13 protein-coding genes are annotated in these 17,061 nt (G+C 66.0%); 7 read left to right on the plus strand and 6 right to left on the minus strand.

What is annotated here, in order from left to right; translation table 11 throughout:
- Window positions 1-27: 27 nt before the first annotated feature.
- Window positions 28-513 carry a PaaI family thioesterase gene (locus tag F6X37_RS01795; protein ID WP_026225390.1) on the minus strand — a complete coding sequence of 162 codons (486 nt, stop codon included), beginning with the start codon at window positions 511-513 and terminating at the stop codon, window positions 28-30.
- Window positions 514-577: 64 nt separating this feature from the next.
- A complete protein-coding gene (locus F6X37_RS01800; RefSeq protein WP_187610107.1) occupies window positions 578-2,083 on the minus strand; it encodes a PLP-dependent aminotransferase family protein in 1,506 nt (501 codons plus the stop codon).
- Window positions 2,084-2,261: 178 nt separating this feature from the next.
- On the opposite strand from F6X37_RS01800, the gene F6X37_RS01805 reads away from it, so the two are divergent.
- Both F6X37_RS01805 and F6X37_RS01810 read left to right on the plus strand, forming a co-directional pair.
- A complete protein-coding gene (locus F6X37_RS01805; RefSeq protein ID WP_018418059.1) occupies window positions 2,262-2,654 on the plus strand; it encodes a hypothetical protein in 393 nt (130 codons plus the stop codon).
- A 69-nt stretch (window positions 2,655-2,723) separates the two neighbouring features.
- Window positions 2,724-3,233 carry an LEA type 2 family protein gene (locus F6X37_RS01810; protein ID WP_187610108.1) on the plus strand — a complete coding sequence of 170 codons (510 nt, stop codon included), beginning with the start codon at window positions 2,724-2,726 and terminating at the stop codon, window positions 3,231-3,233.
- A 20-nt stretch (window positions 3,234-3,253) separates the two neighbouring features.
- On the opposite strand, the gene F6X37_RS01815 is transcribed toward F6X37_RS01810, so the two are convergent.
- The 3 genes from F6X37_RS01815 to F6X37_RS01825 form a co-directional block, all read right to left on the minus strand.
- A complete protein-coding gene (locus F6X37_RS01815) occupies window positions 3,254-4,432 on the minus strand; it encodes an acetyl-CoA C-acyltransferase (protein ID WP_018418061.1) in 1,179 nt (392 codons plus the stop codon).
- Window positions 4,433-4,579: 147 nt separating this feature from the next.
- Window positions 4,580-6,670 carry a 3-hydroxyacyl-CoA dehydrogenase NAD-binding domain-containing protein gene (locus F6X37_RS01820; RefSeq protein WP_187610109.1) on the minus strand — a complete coding sequence of 697 codons (2,091 nt, stop codon included), beginning with the start codon at window positions 6,668-6,670 and terminating at the stop codon, window positions 4,580-4,582.
- A 147-nt stretch (window positions 6,671-6,817) separates the two neighbouring features.
- A complete protein-coding gene (locus F6X37_RS01825) occupies window positions 6,818-8,509 on the minus strand; it encodes a 3-(methylthio)propionyl-CoA ligase (RefSeq protein WP_187610110.1) in 1,692 nt (563 codons plus the stop codon).
- Between the two features lie 155 nt (window positions 8,510-8,664).
- Here F6X37_RS01825 and F6X37_RS01830 point away from each other — a divergent pair, with 155 nt between their 5' ends.
- The 5 genes from F6X37_RS01830 (at window position 8,665) to F6X37_RS01850 (ending at window position 12,538) form a co-directional block, all read left to right on the plus strand.
- Window positions 8,665-10,221, plus strand: a complete 1,557-nt coding sequence (locus F6X37_RS01830; protein WP_187610111.1) for a protein adenylyltransferase SelO — start codon at window positions 8,665-8,667, stop codon at window positions 10,219-10,221.
- 98 nt (window positions 10,222-10,319) lie between these two features.
- Window positions 10,320-10,742 carry a peptide-methionine (R)-S-oxide reductase MsrB gene (gene msrB, locus F6X37_RS01835; protein WP_090804758.1) on the plus strand — a complete coding sequence of 141 codons (423 nt, stop codon included), beginning with the start codon at window positions 10,320-10,322 and terminating at the stop codon, window positions 10,740-10,742.
- 162 nt (window positions 10,743-10,904) lie between these two features.
- Window positions 10,905-11,435, plus strand: a complete 531-nt coding sequence (locus F6X37_RS01840; RefSeq protein ID WP_090804756.1) for a septation protein A — start codon at window positions 10,905-10,907, stop codon at window positions 11,433-11,435.
- Window position 11,436: 1 nt separating this feature from the next.
- The gene (locus F6X37_RS01845) at window positions 11,437-11,748 is read left to right on the plus strand and encodes a BolA family protein (protein WP_013089413.1); all 312 of its coding nucleotides are present in this window, start codon (window positions 11,437-11,439) and stop codon (window positions 11,746-11,748) included.
- A gap of 10 nt (window positions 11,749-11,758) precedes the next feature.
- Window positions 11,759-12,538, plus strand: a complete 780-nt coding sequence (locus tag F6X37_RS01850) for a peptidylprolyl isomerase (RefSeq protein WP_187610112.1) — start codon at window positions 11,759-11,761, stop codon at window positions 12,536-12,538.
- Between the two features lie 165 nt (window positions 12,539-12,703).
- Here the strand turns inward: F6X37_RS01850 and purL are convergent, their stop codons facing one another.
- On the minus strand, window positions 12,704-16,840 hold the full coding sequence (purL, locus tag F6X37_RS01855) for a phosphoribosylformylglycinamidine synthase (protein ID WP_187610113.1): 4,137 nt from the start codon (window positions 16,838-16,840) through the stop codon (window positions 12,704-12,706).
- Between the last annotated feature and the right edge of the window lie 221 nt (window positions 16,841-17,061).

The following is a 17,061-nucleotide window of genomic DNA, read 5'->3' on the forward strand; positions in this document are numbered from 1 at the left end:
CGGTCGTCTCCTTGGGTTGTTGGGTGCTCAGTCGCTCGGACCGGGCTTCGCCGCCGGGTCGCTGCGCAGACGCTGCCGCGTGACATCGCGGCCCACCGCGAGGCGGCGCATGTATTTGAAGGTGCCGAGCGCTTTCGCGACGAAGTGGCCTTCGCTGTCGCGGATCTCGCCTTCGCAATAGGCCATCGTCGTCGAGCGATGCAGCACGCGGCCGGTCGCGCGCAACTCGCCGCGTCCCGGCTGCATGAAGTTGACCTTCATCTCGACGGTGACGACGCCGACGCCGTCGCCGGCGAGACTGCGCGCGGCCATCGCGAGCGCGACGTCGGCGAGCGTCATCGTGACGCCGCCATGCGCGACGTCCCACGTGTTCATATGATCGCGTTGCAACGGCAGCACGACTTCGCTGACGCCGTCGGCGGCCGACAACAACTGTGCGCCGAGACGGTCGATGAAGGGGCTTTCGGGCAACGATGCATGGCCCGTTCTGGATGAGGTGGATGGATCGGTCATGGCTCAGATATCAGATTTCGTAGCCGACGGCGCGTGTCGAGCGTACGGCGGGAAATGATACCCGCTATCGCGTTGGGGCATGAGCTGCCATCCGTGCCGCGAGGCGCCCCAGTCTGCGCACCGCTTCGTCGGTCAGATCCAGATCCGCACTCGGACAGCTGAGCCGAATGAAGTGATCGAAACGCCCGGCGTTCGAAAATACCGTGCCCGGCATGATGCGAAGACCGTCATGCAACGCGGCGTCGAATAAAGCCGACGACGATACGTGACGCGGCAATTCGATCCAGAAAAACATCCCGCCGCGCGGCGGCGTGAACCGCGTGCCGTCGGGAAACGATGCCGCCATCGCCGCGGCCATCCGCTCGCGCCGCAGTTGCAAGCTCTCGCGCAATCGCCGCAAATGGCGCTCGTACGCGCTCGTCTCCAGGAACCCGGCGAGCACGACTTGCGACAACTGCTCGTTGTGGCGCGACTGCGCGAACTTCAGCATGCCGATGCGCGGATGCCACCGGCCACCGTTGATCCAGCCCACGCGCATGCCAGGCGCAAGCGTCTTGTTGAACGATGTGCAATGGATCACGGTGCCATCGGTGTCCCACGCCTTCAGCGAGCGGGGCGGCGGCGCGGCATCGACGAGCTCGCGGTAGGGATCGTCCTCGATCAGCGCGATGCCGGCGCGCGCGCACAGTTCGACGAGGCTCGCCTTGTGCGCGTCGGGCATCACGCTGCCGAGCGGGTTTTGCAGGTTCGGCACCACCACGACCGCCTTGATGTCGGGATGCGTGTGCAGCGCGAACGCCAGCGCCTCGATCGCGAGGCCGGTGCTCGGGCTGGTCGGAATTTCGAGCGCGCGCAGACCGAGACTTTCGAGCGCCTGCAGCAAACCGAAGAAGCACGGCGATTCGACCGCGACCGTGTCGCCCGGCTGCGTCACCGCGCGCAACGCGAGGTTCATCGCTTCGACGCCGCCGTGCGTCATGATGATGTCGTCCGCGCCGATCTGGCTGCCGGCCTCGAGCGCGCGCCGGGCGATGATCGCGCGCAACGCCGGATCACCCTGATCGGGCCCGACGGCGGTCAGCAAGGTGGGCCGCCGGCGCAACGCGCGCACCGCGGCCTTTTGCAACGCATCGGTCGGATAGAGATCGGGCGACGCGGTCGCGCCGCCGAGATTCAGCGCGTGCGGATAGCGCTGAAATTTCGACACGAGCGCCGAAATCTCCGAGTGAATGCCGACGAACTGCGCGGCGGCGCCGGGCTGCATCGCGAGATCGGGCTCGGCGGCGCAGGGCAACGCAGCCGTCGGCGGCACGCGCACGAAATAGCCGGCGCGCGGCCGCGCGTCGATCAGCGCGGCGCGTTCCAGTTCGCGATAGCTCTCGGTCGCCGTCGCGAGGCTCACGCCGTGGCGCTGCATGAACGCGCGCATCGACGGCATGCGGTCGCCCGGGCGCAGCGCGCCGTTGCCGATCGCGCGGCGGTATTGGTCGGCCAGTTGCCGGTAAAGCGGCTGGCGCTCGGCTGGCCGGTCCGTCGAGGGACCTTGCGGTGTGAAGAGGGGTTCGCTCATGAACCGATGGTGTGGATAGTCCGCGCGCGGCAACAGATACACATCGACGTGATTCGGACCGATACAGCGTGACGAAACGCACCACTGTACCGGTTCAGATTGTCGACAGCTGCGCCTGTTTTCATCCGGACGGATTCCCTAAGCTGTGTGACACGAAGACGGTTTAAAGGAATCGGTCATGCCTGTGCGTCCATACCACGATCGCTTGTTACCCGGTGCAGAAGTGGATTGCACCGCGGCGTCGCATCTTGCCGCCGGTCAGATGGCCCTGCACGACTTGCGCGCCCGCAGTTCGATCATCGCGGTCGAAGGTGCATTACAACTCGTCTTCCGCGATCATTCGCTGGCCTGGCTCGGCAACGACGCCCCGCTCACGTCGCTCACGTTGCACGAAGGCGAGCGGTTTGTGACCTCGCAACGTGGCGTCGTGTCGATCCGCGCGACGCAGGCCGATCGCGCTGCATTCATCGTGCTGCCTGCACACGCTGAACACAGCGCACGCGGTTTCGTTCTGCAAGCCGCTCGGCGTCTCGCTTGCGTCGTGCGCACACGGTGGCGGCGCGCCGCCTGAAACGTCGCTGCGCGCGCCACGTGGCCCGTTACAATGCATGACCAACCCGCTTCGTTCGAGGTGCAGGTCATGTCATTCTTTCGCGCGCTGCAGCCGGGCCGCGTCTCATGGGTGTGGCGCCTGTTCGCCGCCGTCGTCGCTGTCACGCTGACACTCGCTGGCTGCGCGGGCCTGTTCGGCGCCGACCCGTTGCGCGTCAATGTGGCGGGCATCGAGCCGATCGCTGGCCAGGGCATGGAGATGCGCTTCAACGTCAAGCTGCGCGTGCAGAATCCCAACGACTCCGCGGTCAGCTTCAACGGCGTGTCGCTCGATCTGGAACTGAACGGCAAGCCGTTCGCCACCGGCGTCAGCGACCAGAGCGGCACCGTGCCGCGCTTCGGTGAAACCGTCGTCACCGTGCCGCTGACCGTGCCGGCTTTCGCCGCGGTTCGTCAAGCCTTTGCGCTAGCCGGCGCCGCGCAGTCGGGACAGGTTCCGTACGTTCTGCGCGGCAAGCTCGCGGGTGGGGTGACCGGTACGACGCGATTCACCGATCAGGGGACGCTGAGCCTGCCGTCGTCGGACACGGGCTCGTAATGACGCCGGCCCACGCCCGCTCAAACCACTTCGAACAAACCCGCCGCGCCCTGCCCGCCGCCGATGCACATCGTCACGACGACGAACTTCACGCCGCGCCGCTTGCCTTCGATCAGCGCATGGCCGACGAGCCGCGCTCCCGACACGCCGTACGGATGGCCCACCGCGATCGCGCCGCCGTTCACGTTCAGGCGGTCGTGCGCAATGCCGAGCTGGTCGGCGCAATAGAGCACCTGCACCGCGAACGCTTCGTTCAGCTCCCACAGGCCGATGTCCTCGACCTTGAGGCCGGCCTTCTTCAACAGCTTCGGCACCGCGAACACCGGCCCGATGCCCATCTCGTCGGGCTCGCAGCCGGCCACCGCGAAGCCGCGGAAGATGCCGAGCGGCTGCAGCCCTTCGCGTTCGGCCAGCGTCGCGTTCATCACGACGCAAGCGGATGCGCCGTCCGAGAACTGGCTCGCATTGCCCGCGGTGATCACGCCGCCCGGCTGCGCGGTGCGGATCTTCGACACGCCTTCGAGCGTCGTGTCGGCGCGAATGCCTTCGTCGCTGCTGACGGTCACTTCTTTCGTGTAAAGACGGCCGCTCGCCTTGTCGGCGACGCCGGCGAGCACCGTCAACGGCACGATTTCGTCCTTGAATTTACCGGCTTCGAGCGCGGCCGCCGCGCGTTGCTGCGAGCGCACGCCGTATTCGTCCTGGCGTTCCTTCGAGATCGAGTAGCGCTTCGCGACGTTCTCGGCGGTCTGCAGCATCGACCAGTAGATTTCCGGCTTGTGCTCGGTGAGCCAGCCGTCGGTCATCATGTGGCGGTTCATCTCGTTCTGCACGCACGAGATCGACTCGACGCCACCCGCGACGTACACGTCGCCCTCGCCGGCGATCACGCGTTGCGACGCAAGCGCGATCGTCTGCAATCCCGACGAGCAGAAACGGTTCACGGTCATGCCCGGCACGCTGACCGGCAAGCCCGCGCGCAATGCGATCTGCCGCGCGATATTGCCGCCCGTCGCGCCTTCCGGATTCGCGCAACCCATGATCACGTCCTCGACGCGCGCCGGATCGAGCTTCGCGCGCTCGACCGCGGCCTGCGTCACGTGGCCGCCGAGCGTCGCGCCGTGCGTCATGTTGAACCCGCCGCGCCACGATTTGGCGAGACCCGTGCGGGCGGTGGATACGATTACGGCGTCAGTCATGCGTGTCTCCAATTGCAGTGTCAGTAGTGGCGCGCCGGCTCACTGCCGTGCGTTCAAAAGCGCATCACCGCGCCACCTCTGTCGTTTGATGCGAGCGATGCGAGGGATACCCGCACCGCTCAATTCGTGGGCTGAAGCCGGCCGCGCTCAGCCGTTGAACCCGCGACCTTCGGCCGCTAGCTTCGCGATGCTCGGCGCGAGCTTCCACGCGTCGCCGTTCGGCCGCGCCGCATAGCGGCGAATCGCGCGCTCGACGTTGTAGAGCCCCACCGTGTCCGCGTACAGCATCGGGCCGCCGCGATGCAAGGGGAAGCCGTAGCCGGTCAGATAGACCATGTCGATATCCGACGCCTTCGACGCGATGCCTTCCTCGAGAATCTTCGCGCCTTCGTTGACGAGCGCGAACACCAGACGCTCGACGATTTCCTCGTCGCTGATCTTGCGGCGCTCAGAGTGGGTTTCCTTCGAGTACTCGCCGATCATTTCGTTGACCACGCCCGAAGGGTATGCGGTGCGATCGCCCGCCATGTAGTCGTACCAGCCGCCGCCGGTCTTCTGGCCGAAGCGGCCCATCTCGCACAGACGGTCGGCGATCTTCGAGTAGTGCATGTCGGGGTGTTCGAGATAGCGGCGCTTGCGGATCGCCCAGCCGATGTCGTTGCCGGCGAGATCGCTCATGCGGAACGGCCCCATCGCGAAGCCGAACTTCTCGATGGCCTTGTCTACCTGCGCTGGCAACGCGCCCTCTTCGAGCAAGAAGAGCGCCTGACGAACGTATTGCTCGATCATCCGGTTGCCGATAAAGCCGTCGCACACGCCCGACACCACCGCGGTCTTCCTGATCTTCTTCGCGAGCTTCATCACGGTGGCGAGCACGTCCTTCGCGGTCTCCTTGCCACGCACGACTTCGAGCAGCTTCATCACGTTGGCCGGGCTGAAGAAGTGCATGCCGACCACATCCTGCGGACGCTTCGTGAACGCGGCGATCTTGTCGACGTCGAGCGTCGACGTGTTCGACGCGAGGATCGCACCGGGCTTCGCGACTTCATCGAGCCGGCGGAACACCTGCTCCTTCACGCCCAGCTCTTCGAACACGGCTTCGACGATCATGTCGGCGTGCTTCAGGTCGTCGTAGGAGAGCGTCGAGCTCAGCAGCGCGAGGCGCTGTTCCATCACCTCGGGCTTCAGCTTGCCTTTCCCGACGGTCGCCTCGTAGTTCTTGCGGATCGTCGCGAGACCGCGGTCGAGCGCTTCCTGCTTCGTTTCCAGCAGCGTGACCGGAATGCCCGCGTTCAGGAAGTTCATCGCGATGCCGCCGCCCATCGTGCCGGCGCCGATCACGGCCACCCGATCGATGTCGCGCACCGAAGTATCTGCCGGCACGTCGGGAATCTTGCTCGCCGCCCGCTCACCGAAGAACGCGTGACGCAGCGCGCGGCTCTCCGGCGTCTGCACGAGCGCGATGAAGCATTCGCGCTCGAATGCGAGGCCCTTGTCGAAGCCGTCCTTCACACCGGCTTCGACCGCGTCGATGCATTTATGCGGCGCCGGGAAGTTCTTCGCGATTGCCGCGACGCTATTGCGCGCGAACTGGATGAAACCGGCCGCATTCGGATGTTCGATCTTGCGCTCGCGCACCTTCGGATGCGGGCCGGCCTCGGCGCCGACCTTGCGCGCGAACGCGAGCGCGGCTTCGGCCAGTTCGGCGGGATTCGCGACGACTTCGTCGAACAGCCCCGAATCGGCGAGCTTTTCCGAGAGCACCGGCGCGCCCGACACGATCATGTTCAGCGACGCTTCCAGACCGATGGCGCGCGGCAGACGCTGCGTGCCGCCCGCGCCCGGCAGGATGCCGAGCTTCACTTCGGGCAGCGCGATCTGCGCGCCGGCCGCGGCGACGCGGTAATGCGCGCCGAGGGCAAGTTCGAGGCCGCCGCCCATCGCGACGCTGTGGATCGCCGCGACGACCGGCTTCGCGCTGCCTTCCACGGCCTTGATGACGGTCGCGAGCGTCGGCTCCTGGGTCGCCTTCGGCGTATTGAATTCGGTGATGTCGGCGCCGCCCGAAAAGGCCTTGCCCGCGCCCGTCAGCACGATGGCCTTGATGGCCGGATCGTTCTGCGCGCGCTCGAGCCCTTCGACGATACCCGCGCGCGTCGACAGACCGAGTCCATTGACGGGCGGATTGTTCAGCGTGAGGACGGCCACGCCGTCATGAGTTATGTAGTCCACTGCCATCTGCGTGCCTCCGTGCGATCCATGCATTGAGGCGGCGCATGATGCGCCGCCCGTCCGGTTCATCGAGCCTGCTTATGGTCAGACTTTTTCAAGCGACGGTTCCGGGGTCAGCAGGCACGATACACCAAAAAAGAACGAACGTTCAATTTATTCCCGAGTGGGGTTTCCCCTGGACTCGGGGGTCAGCGGACAGCTGCGGCCGTCTTCGAGCGCGGACGGCAGCACGTGGTCGCGGAACAGATCGCGCAGCTTCAGCTTCTGCAGCTTGCCGGTCGCCGTGTGCGGTAGGTCGTCGACGAACACGACGTCGTCGGGGATCCACCACTTCGCGACCTTGCCGTCGTAGTACGCGAGCAGTTCGTCGCGGGTGACCTCTTGCCCCGCGCGTTTGACGACGACGAGCAACGGGCGCTCGGTCCACTTCGGATGCGCGCACGCGATGCACGCGGCTTCCGCGACCGCCGGATGCGCGAGCGCGACGTTCTCGACGTCGATCGAGCTGATCCATTCGCCGCCCGACTTGATCACGTCCTTCGAGCGATCGGTGATGTGCAGGAAGCTGTCGGGGTCGATCGTCGCGACGTCGCCGGTCGGGAACCAGCCGTCGATGAGCGGCGAGTCTTCCTTGCGGAAATACCGGTCGATGACCCACGGCCCGCGCACGTGCAGATCGCCGAACGCGGCGCCATCCCAAGGCAGCTCGCGGCCATCCTCGCCGACGATCTTCATGTCGACGCCGTAGATCGCATGACCCTGCTTTTCGAGCAGTTTGCGCTGATCGGCGAGCGGCCGCTGGCTCTGCTCCCAGGTCAGCTTCGACAAGGTACCGAGCGGCGACATCTCCGTCATGCCCCATGCATGGATCACCTGCACGCCGTAGTCGTCCTCGAGTATCCGCAGCATCGAGGGCGGACAGGCGGAACCGCCGATCACCGTGCGCTCGAGCGACGAAAACCTCGCGCCCGTTTCGCGCAGGTGGTTCAGCAGACCGAGCCACACGGTCGGCACGCCGGCCGAGAACGTGACGCGTTCGCTCTCCATCAGTTCGTACAGCGACTTGCCGTCGAGATCCTTGCCGGGGAACACGAGCTTCGCGCCGGTCAGCGGCCCCGCGTGCGCGAGGCCCCATGCGTTGACATGGAACATCGGCACGATGGGCAGCACCGAGTCGCGCGCCGACAGGTTCATTGCGTCGGGCAACGCCGCGCCGAACGCGTGCAGTACCGTCGAGCGATGGCTATACAGCGCGCCTTTCGGATTGCCGGTCGTGCCCGACGTATAGCAGAGATACGACGCCTGGCGCTCGTCGAGCGCGGGCCAGTCGAAGCGGCCGTCCTGCCCGTCCATCAGCGTTTCGTAGCACAGCACCGACGTTTGCATCGGCGGCCGATGCGCTTCATCGCACAGTGCGATCCAGCCGCGCACGCGCGGGCATTGCGGCGCGAGCGTGTCGACCAGCGCGGCGAACGTCGTGTCGAACAGCACGTACGCATCGTCGGCATGATTGACGATGTAGGCGATCTGGTCGGGGAAAAGCCGCGGGTTGATCGTGTGACACACGGCGCCGAACCCGGTGGTGCCGTAATACGCTTCGAGATGCCGGTAGCCGTTCCACGCGAGCGTCGCGACGCGTTCGCCCGGTTCGACTCCGAGCGCGATGAGCGCCTGCGCGAGTTGCTTCGCGCGCTGCTCGCAATCGCGATAGGTGTAGCGATGCAGGTCGCCTTCGATGCGCCGCGACACGATCCCGGTGCTGCCGAAATGCCGCGCGGCATGCGCGAGCAACGATGACACGGTGAGCGGCACGTCCATCATCTGGCCCAGCAGCGGCGTCGTCATAAGGCGGGGTCTCCTCGGCTTGTCAGTGGGTCGATGGATTGGCGCAAGATCGTGGCGGCGTCGAGCGCAGCAGCATGGTCCGAACGATGAAGGCGGCCGCCCAGCAGCGCCGCGGGCGCGGACTTACAATATCGGCTAATCCAGAGGCGCTCAACATGTCGTTTTCCCCAAGCTTTGCAGGGCTATCCGCAGCTTTGACGGATCTTTCCAACACACTCGCCACTCCCCCAGCCAACGCGTTCGCGCGGCTCGGCGGCACGTTCCTCACGCGCCTGCCCGCCGCGCCGCTCGACGCACCCTATCTCGTCGGCTTCTCGGCCGAGACCGCCGCGCGGCTCGGGATGCCCGAGGGTATCGAGCGCGATCCGGGCTTTATCGAGCTGTTCTGCGGCAACGCGACGCGCGACTGGCCGGCCGACACGCTGCCTTATGCGTCGGTGTACTCGGGGCATCAGTTCGGCGTGTGGGCCGGCCAGCTCGGCGACGGCCGCGCGCTCGGTCTGGGCGAGCTCGAACACGACGGCGAGCGCAACGAACTGCAGCTCAAAGGCGCGGGCCGCACGCCCTATTCGCGCATGGGCGACGGCCGCGCGGTGCTGCGCTCGTCGATCCGCGAATATCTGTGCTCGGAGGCGATGCATCATCTCGGCATTCCGACCACGCGCGCATTGTCCGTGATCGGCTCCGACCAGCCGGTGCGGCGCGAGACGATCGAAACCGCCGCGGTGGTCACGCGCGTCGCGCCGAGCTTCGTGCGCTTCGGCCACTTCGAGCACTTCTACGCGAACGATCGTGTCGACGCGTTGCGCGCGCTCGCCGATCACGTCATCGAGCGCTTCTATCCGCATTGCAAGGAGGCCGACGATCCGTATCTGGCGCTGCTCGCCGAGGCGGTGCGCTCCAGCGCGGATCTGATGGTCGACTGGCAGGCGGTCGGTTTCTGTCACGGCGTGATGAATACCGACAACATGTCGATCCTGGGCCTGACGATCGACTACGGCCCGTTCGGTTTCATGGATGGCTTCGATGCCGGCCACATCTGCAATCACTCCGATACGCAGGGCCGCTACGCCTACCGGCTGCAGCCGCAAATCGCGTACTGGAACCTGTTCTGCCTCGCGCAGGGACTACTGCCGTTGTTCGGCGAGAAGCACGACGAAAGCGTGCGCGCCGACAAGGCGGTCGAAGATGCGCAGCACGTGCTCGCCGGCTTCAAGGACCGTTTCGCGCCGGCGCTCGAAAACCGCATGCGCGCAAAGCTCGGCCTCGAACAGGCGCGCGACGGCGACGACGCGCTGGTCAACCGGCTGTTCGAAGTGATGCACGCGAACCGCGCCGATTTCACGCTGACGTTCCGCAATCTCGCGCGCCTGTCGAAACACGAAGCGAGCGGCGACACGCCGGTGCGCGACCTGTTCCTCGATCGCGTCGCCTTCGACGCATGGGCGAACGACTATCGCGCGCGGCTCGCCGAAGAGTCACGCGACGACGTTGCGCGCGCCATTGCAATGAATCGCGTGAACCCCAAATTCGTACTTCGCAACCATCTGGCGGAAACGGCGATCCAACGCGCGAAGGAGAAGGATTTCTCCGAGGTGGAACGGCTCGCGGCCGTGTTGCGTCACCCGTTCGACGAGCAGCCCGAATACGCGTCGTATGCGGGCCTGCCGCCCGACTGGGCGAACTCACTGGAAGTGAGCTGTTCGTCATGACGCGCCGGCGCGGTTGAATCGCCACGGCCGTGCCTCCAGAAAACACCGGCACGAACCAGCACAAACCCGCGAGACAAACCCGAGACAGGAACCCGACCATGAGCAACCCCGACGATCTCAAGCATGACGCCCCAGCCGTACAGAAAAGCGACGCCGAGTGGCGCAAGCAGCTGACCGACATGGAATACCAGGTGACGCGCCATGCGGCCACCGAGCGCCCGTTCACGGGCCGCTACGACGATCACTGGGAACGCGGCGTCTACGACTGCGTGTGCTGCGGCGCGCCGCTGTTCGAATCGGACACCAAGTTCGACGCCGGCTGCGGCTGGCCGAGCTATTTCCGCCCCATCAACGGCGAGGTGATCGCCGAGAAGACCGACCGCTCACACGGCATGCTGCGCATCGAGGTGCAGTGCAAGAACTGCGGCGCGCATCTGGGCCACGTGTTCGAGGACGGACCGGCGCCGACCGGTCTGCGTTACTGCATCAATTCAGCTGCGTTACAATTCGAGCCCAAGTAACGCGGCGCGGCAGCATCCCTGCCCGCCTTCGGCGCCGCATTGGAAGTGCGCGCGGCGCCCTTCCAATGCGGCAGTCCCGCTCGCCAGCGGGCACCGCGCACCTTGCACGCCAGGCGGGCGCGCTTCAACGTTCGACTCACTCTCCGACTTCCCGATCAGATAATGAAATTCCTGTTCGATCTGTTCCCGATCATCCTGTTCTTCGTCGCCTTCAAGATCTGGGGCATTTTCACGGCGACGGCAGTGGCGATCGTCGCCACGCTGGTGCAGATCGCGTGGGTGGCGTTCCGCCACCGCAAGGTTGACCCGATGCTGTGGGTGAGCCTCGGCGTCGTCGTCGTATTTGGCGGCGCGACGCTCGTGCTGCACAACGACACCTTTATCAAATGGAAGCCGACCGTGCTGTACTGGGCGTTTTCCGTCGCGCTGATCGTGTCGCAGCTCGGCTTCAACAAGAACCTCATCGAAGCGATGATGGGCAAGCAGATCACGCTGCCGCACGCGATCTGGGGCAAGCTGAACCTGATCTGGGCGGCGTTTTTCGTGCTGCTCGGTCTGCTGAACCTGTTCGTCGCGTATCACTATACGACCGATCAGTGGGTCAATTTCAAGCTGTTCGGCGCGACCGGCTGCCTGCTCGTGTTCATCGTCGGGCAAAGCCTGTGGCTGTCGAAGTACATGAAGGAGGAATGACATGAGCGACCTGTTCATGCACGCCACCACCGCCGAGCGCGCCGCGCTCATCGAGGCGCGCCTCGCGGCCGCGCTCGCGCCCGTCGAATCGATCCGCATCACCGACGACAGCGCGCAGCACGCGGGCCACGCTGGTGCCGCCGCCGGCGGTCATTTCAGTGTCACGATCGTGGCCGTCGCGTTTGCCGGCAAGCCCCGCGTGGCGCGGCATCGCATGGTGTATGATGCGCTGGCCGATGCCATGCAGCGCGGCATTCATGCCCTTGCCATCACGGCGTATACGCCCGAAGAATTTGCTTTGTTGCCCCGCTAGGAACCTTTCGATGACCTTGAAGAAAACCCGCCACTGGGTATTGCTGGCTGCGTTCGCGGCCGCACCTGCATTCGCACAGAACATCGCCGTGGTGAACGGCACGCCGATTCCGAAGTCGCGCGCCGACGCATTGATCCAGCAACTGGTTCACCAGGGACAGCAGGACACGCCGCAACTGCAGCAGGCCGTGCGCGAAGAGCTCGTGAATCGCGAAATCCTGATGCAGGAAGCGCTGCGTCGCGGGCTGCCGAACCGTCCGGACGTCAAGGCGCAAATCGCGGTCGCGCAGCAAACTGTCGTGCTGCGCGCGCTGATCGAAGACTTCGTAAAGAACAATCAGCCGACCGACGCCGAAATCACCGCGCGCTACAACGCGCTCGTCAAGGATGCGGGCGGCAAGGAATATCACCTGCACCATATCCTCGTCGACAACGAGCAACAGGCGAAGGAGCTGATCGCGAAGATCAAGGCCGGCGCGAGCTTCGAGGCCCTGGCCAAGCAGTACTCGAAGGACCCGGGATCGGGCAAGAACGGCGGCGATCTCGACTGGTCGGATCCGAAGGCCTACGTGCCTGAATTCGCAGACGCGGCCACGCATCTGCAGAAAGGCCAGATGACCGACACGCCGGTGCATACGCAATTCGGCTGGCACATCATCCGTGTCGACGACATCCGCGCCGTCACGCCGCCGCCGCTCGAGCAGGTGCGCACGCAGATCGTGCAGCAGATCCAGCAGGAAAAGCTGCAGGCGTTCGAAGAGAATCTGCGCAAGAACGCGAAGATTCAGTAAGGGTCGGCGGGCAGATTGTCTTCGGATAGTCCGCCTGGCTCAGAAGCCTGAATGCGATAAAGCCGCCCGTGGGCGGCTTTTTTGTTGCTGCAAGATTTGCAGCGGCGGCGTGCGTGGCTGCCGCAAACAGGAGCCGCCGCACGCGGGCGGCAGCCCCTCGACTCGTCAACCGAGCCAGCGACGCGCGTTCTGGAACGCGCGCAGCCACGGGCTCGCGTCCGTGCCGATCTCGCCCCAGCCCTGCGGATGCCAGCTCATCTGCACCGCGCGATGCACGCGCTCCATGTGCGGCATCAGCACCGTGAAGCGGCCATCGGCCGTCGTGACCGACGTGATGCCCTCGGGCGAACCGTTCGGGTTGAACGGATACTGCTCGGTCGCCTGACCACGGTGATCGACATAGCGCATCGCGACCGCGACCTTCGACTTGTCGCCCTGCTGCGAGAAGTCCGCAAAGCCTTCGCCGTGCGCGACCGCGACCGGAATGCGCGAGCCTTCCATGCCGGCGAAAAAGAGCGACGGCGATGCCTGCACCTCGACGAGCGAGAAGCGTGCCTCGAACTGCTCCGACTTGTTGCGCGTGAACTTCGGCCATGCTTCGGCGCCGGGGATCATCGACGCGAGGCTGCTCATCATCTGGCAGCCGTTGCAGATGCCGAGCGCGAACGTGTCGCCACGACTGAAGAACGCGGCGAACATGTCGGCCAGTTGCGCGTTGAAGCGGATCGTCTTCGCCCAGCCTTCGCCGGCGCCCAGCGTATCGCCGTACGAGAAGCCGCCGCACGCGACCGCACCCGCGAAATCGGCGAGGTTCGCGCGGCCCGCGAGCAGGTCGCTCATATGCACGTCGTGCGCGTCGAAGCCGGCGCGATCGAATGCATAGGCCGTCTCCAGATGCGAGTTCACGCCCTGCTCGCGCAGGATCGCGACGCGCGGACGCGCGCCCTTGCCAACGCCCCGAAGGAAGTCCCCTTGGGGGACGCCCCGAAGGAAGTCCCCTTGGGGGACGAACGGGGCGGCGACATCGTCGGCCGGATCGAAGCTCAGCACCGGCGTGATGCCCGGGTCGGCCGCGTCGAGCAGCGCGTCGTATTCGGCGTCGGCGCAAGCCGGGTTGTCGCGCAGACGCGCGATGCGCCAGCTCACTTCGCTCCACGTGCGATGCAGTTCGGCACGCGGCGCCTCGTAGAGCTTCTTCGCGTCGCGATAGATCTCGATCACGTCGCGCTCGTTGGTCTTGCCGATCACGTGCGAGCACGCCGACAGATCATGCTCGCGCAGCGCGGCGAGCACCGCGTCGCGATCGGCCGCGCGCACTTGCACGACGGCGCCGAGCTCTTCGTTGAAAAGCGCGCGCAGCGTGCGGTCGTCGCGGCGGCCGCTGGTCTGCTTCACCCAGTCCTTCGCGTCGCCGTAATCGGATTCGTGATGCGCGTCGAGCACGAGCATGTCGACGTTCAGCGACACGCCCGCGTGACCCGCGAACGCCATTTCGCAAACCGTCGCCCACAGGCCGCCGTCCGAGCGGTCGTGGTACGCGAGCAGCTTGCCGTCGCTATTGAGCGCCTGGATCGCGTTGAAGAAGCGCTTCAGATCTTCCGGATCGTCGACGTCCGGCACCGTGTCGCCGACCTGCTGCGTGACCTGCGCGAGAATGCTGCCGCCCAGACGCTGCTTGCCGCGGCCGAGATCGATCGCGATCAGCACCGACTCGCCGACTTCGCTCACGCGCTGCAGTTGTGGCGTCAGATGCTTGCGGACGTCTTCAACCGGCGCGAACGCGGAGATGATCAGCGACACCGGCGCGACCACTTCCTTCGCGACGCCGCTCTCTTCCCAGCGGGTGCGCATCGACAGCGAATCCTTGCCGACCGGAATGCCGATACCGAGCGCCGGGCACAGTTCCATACCGATCGCCTTGACCGTGTCGTAGAGCGCGGCGTCTTCGCCAGGCGCGCCGCACGCGGCCATCCAGTTGGCCGACAGCTTGAGTTTGTCGAGCGACGCGATCGGCGCCGCCGCGATGTTGGTGATCGCCTCGCCGACTGCCATACGGCCGGAGGCCGGTGCGTTGATGACGGCGAGCGGCGTGCGCTCGGACATCGTCATCGCTTCGCCGCTGAAGCCTGCGTAATCCATCGTCGTGATCGCGACGTCGGCCACCGGCACCTGCCACGGACCGACCATCTGATCGCGCGCGGTCGTGCCGCCGACCGAGCGGTCGCCGATCGTGATCAGGAACGACTTGCTCGCGACCGTCGGATGACGCAGCACGCTCTGCGCGACGTCCTGCAGCGCGAGGCCGGTCACGTCGACCGGTTCGAGCCTGCGCTCGGCACGCTTTACGTCGCGGTGCATACGCGGCGCCTTGCCGAGCAGCACTTCCATCGGCATATCGACTGGCTGGTGCGCGCCTTCCTGCAGTTCGGAATCAATGAGCTTCAGTTGACGCTCGGCGGTGGCCGTGCCGATCACCGCGAACGGGCAGCGCTCGCGCTTGCACATCGCCTCGAACGCCGGCAGATCGGCCGGCGCAATGGCGAGCACGTAGCGCTCCTGCGCTTCGTTCGACCAGATTTCGCGCGGCGACAGACCGCTCTCTTCGAGCTGGATCTTGCGCAGTTCGAACAGTGCGCCCTTGCCCGCACCGTCCACCACTTCGGGGAACGCGTTCGACAGACCGCCCGCGCCGACATCGTGAATACTAAGGATCGGGTTCTTGTCGCCGAGTTGCCAGCACGCGTTGATCACTTCCTGCGCGCGTCGCTCGATTTCCGGGTTGCCGCGCTGCACCGAGTCGAAGTCGAGCTCGGCGGTGTTGGTGCCGGTCGCCATCGAGCTCGCGGCGCCGCCGCCCATGCCGATGCGCATGCCCGGGCCGCCGATCTGGATCAGCAGCGAGCCTTCCGGCAGATCGTGCTTGTGCGTGTGCTGGTCGGAGATATTGCCGATGCCGCCCGCGATCATGATCGGCTTGTGATAGCCGCGCACGAGACCCGCGACGTTCTGCTCGTAGGTGCGGAAGTAGCCGCCGAGGTTCGGCCGGCCGAATTCGTTGTTGAACGCGGCGGCGCCGAGCGGGCCGTCGATCATGATCTGCAGCGGCGAGGCGATGCGGTCCGGGCGGCCGTACGCTTCGTGCTGGTCGGCCGGATTGCGCTGCGCGAGCGGCTGAGCGGTGTCGCGGGCGTTTTCCCACGCCTCGACGCCGTCCGGCAGTTCGAGGTTCGATACCGTGAAGCCCGCGAGGCCCGCCTTCGGACGCGCGCCGCGGCCGGTCGCGCCTTCGTCGCGGATTTCGCCACCTGCGCCGGTCGCGGCGCCCGGGAACGGCGAGATCGCGGTCGGATGATTGTGCGTTTCGACCTTCATCAGCGTGTGCGTGAGCTCGACGCTGCGGCCATAGTGCTCGGGCAATTCGCTCGCGCCGCGGTCGGCCGGCGTGCGCGGGAACCAGCGCTCGGCCATGCCGCCGACCATGATCGCCGAGTTGTCCGAATACGCGACGATCGTGCCCTGCGGGTTCAGCTTCTCGGTGTTGCGGATCATGTTGAACAGCGACATGTCCTGCTTCTCGCCGTCGATCGTCCAGTCCGCGTTGAAGATCTTGTGGCGGCAGTGCTCGCTGTTGGCCTGCGCGAACATCATCAGCTCGACGTCGGTCGGATTGCGGCCGAGCTTCGTGAATGCGTCGACCAGATAGTCGATTTCGTCGTCGGCGAGCGCGAGGCCCAGTTCCGCGTTGGCGGTTTCGAGCGCGGCGCGGCCGCTCGCGAGCACGTCGACGGTTTGCAGCGGCTTGGCCGGCAATTCGTCGAACAGATGCAACGCATGGTCGCGCGACGGCGCGACGCTCTCGGTCATGCGATCGTGCAGCGCGGCGGCGACGGCCGCGCGCGCTTCGTCCGACAGCGTCTTCTTGCCGCCGAGCAGGCCGCTTTTCAGCGTCACCGAGTACTCGACGCCGCGCTCGATGCGGCGCACCCGCGTGAGCCCGCACAGATGCGCGATGTCGGTTGCCTTGCTGGCCCACGGCGACACGGTGCCAAAGCGCGGCACGACGAGGAAGGTCTCGACCGCGCCACGCTCCTTGCCTTCTTCGAACGGATTGCCGTAGTGCATCAGCGCCTCGATCTTCGCGCTGTCTTCAGCGGACAGTTCGGTCTGCGCATTGACGAAGTGCAGATACTGCCCGCGCACGCCGGTGATATTCGGGTCGATGCGCGTGAGCGTGTCGAGCAGGCGGGTTTGACGAAAATCGGAGAGGGCCGAAGCGCCGGGGAAACACGAGAAGTGGGCCATGGGACTTGACGTTGCGTCGCTCATTGATGCCGGGGAGCCGCGCATGCAGGCGACGTGAGGCGGAAAGGAAGTCCGGGATTATACCCCGGGAACGGGCTTCCAGCGGGCTCCGGGGTGCGTGGGCGGCGGGCCGCGCCTGCCCGCTTAGGGCGTCGCCGCGGTGCCCGTCGCGTCGCCGCGCGGGTGTTTTGACTGCTATCATTCGCGTTTCACCAGATCGG

Source organism: Paraburkholderia sp. 31.1 (assembly GCF_014397645.1).
GTDB classification, from domain to species: Bacteria; Pseudomonadota; Gammaproteobacteria; order Burkholderiales; family Burkholderiaceae; genus Paraburkholderia; species Paraburkholderia tuberum.

Bases quoted from the DNA above. Each gene is read 5' to 3' on its own strand.
- F6X37_RS01820 (WP_187610109.1), bottom strand. From the start codon at position 6,670: ATGGCAGTGGACTACATAACTCATGACGGCGTGGCCGTCCTCACGCTG.
- F6X37_RS01805 (WP_018418059.1), top strand. From the start codon at position 2,262: ATGCCTGTGCGTCCATACCACGATCGCTTGTTACCCGGTGCAGAAGTG.
- F6X37_RS01810 (WP_187610108.1), top strand. From the start codon at position 2,724: ATGTCATTCTTTCGCGCGCTGCAGCCGGGCCGCGTCTCATGGGTGTGG.
- F6X37_RS01800 (WP_187610107.1), bottom strand. From the start codon at position 2,083: ATGAGCGAACCCCTCTTCACACCGCAAGGTCCCTCGACGGACCGGCCA.
- F6X37_RS01795 (WP_026225390.1), bottom strand. From the start codon at position 513: ATGACCGATCCATCCACCTCATCCAGAACGGGCCATGCATCGTTGCCC.
- F6X37_RS01830 (WP_187610111.1), top strand. From the start codon at position 8,665: ATGTCGTTTTCCCCAAGCTTTGCAGGGCTATCCGCAGCTTTGACGGAT.
- F6X37_RS01850 (WP_187610112.1), top strand. From the start codon at position 11,759: ATGACCTTGAAGAAAACCCGCCACTGGGTATTGCTGGCTGCGTTCGCG.
- msrB (WP_090804758.1), top strand. From the start codon at position 10,320: ATGAGCAACCCCGACGATCTCAAGCATGACGCCCCAGCCGTACAGAAA.
- F6X37_RS01845 (WP_013089413.1), top strand. From the start codon at position 11,437: ATGAGCGACCTGTTCATGCACGCCACCACCGCCGAGCGCGCCGCGCTC.
- F6X37_RS01815 (WP_018418061.1), bottom strand. From the start codon at position 4,432: ATGACTGACGCCGTAATCGTATCCACCGCCCGCACGGGTCTCGCCAAA.
- purL (WP_187610113.1), bottom strand. From the start codon at position 16,840: ATGGCCCACTTCTCGTGTTTCCCCGGCGCTTCGGCCCTCTCCGATTTT.
- F6X37_RS01840 (WP_090804756.1), top strand. From the start codon at position 10,905: ATGAAATTCCTGTTCGATCTGTTCCCGATCATCCTGTTCTTCGTCGCC.
- F6X37_RS01825 (WP_187610110.1), bottom strand. From the start codon at position 8,509: ATGACGACGCCGCTGCTGGGCCAGATGATGGACGTGCCGCTCACCGTG.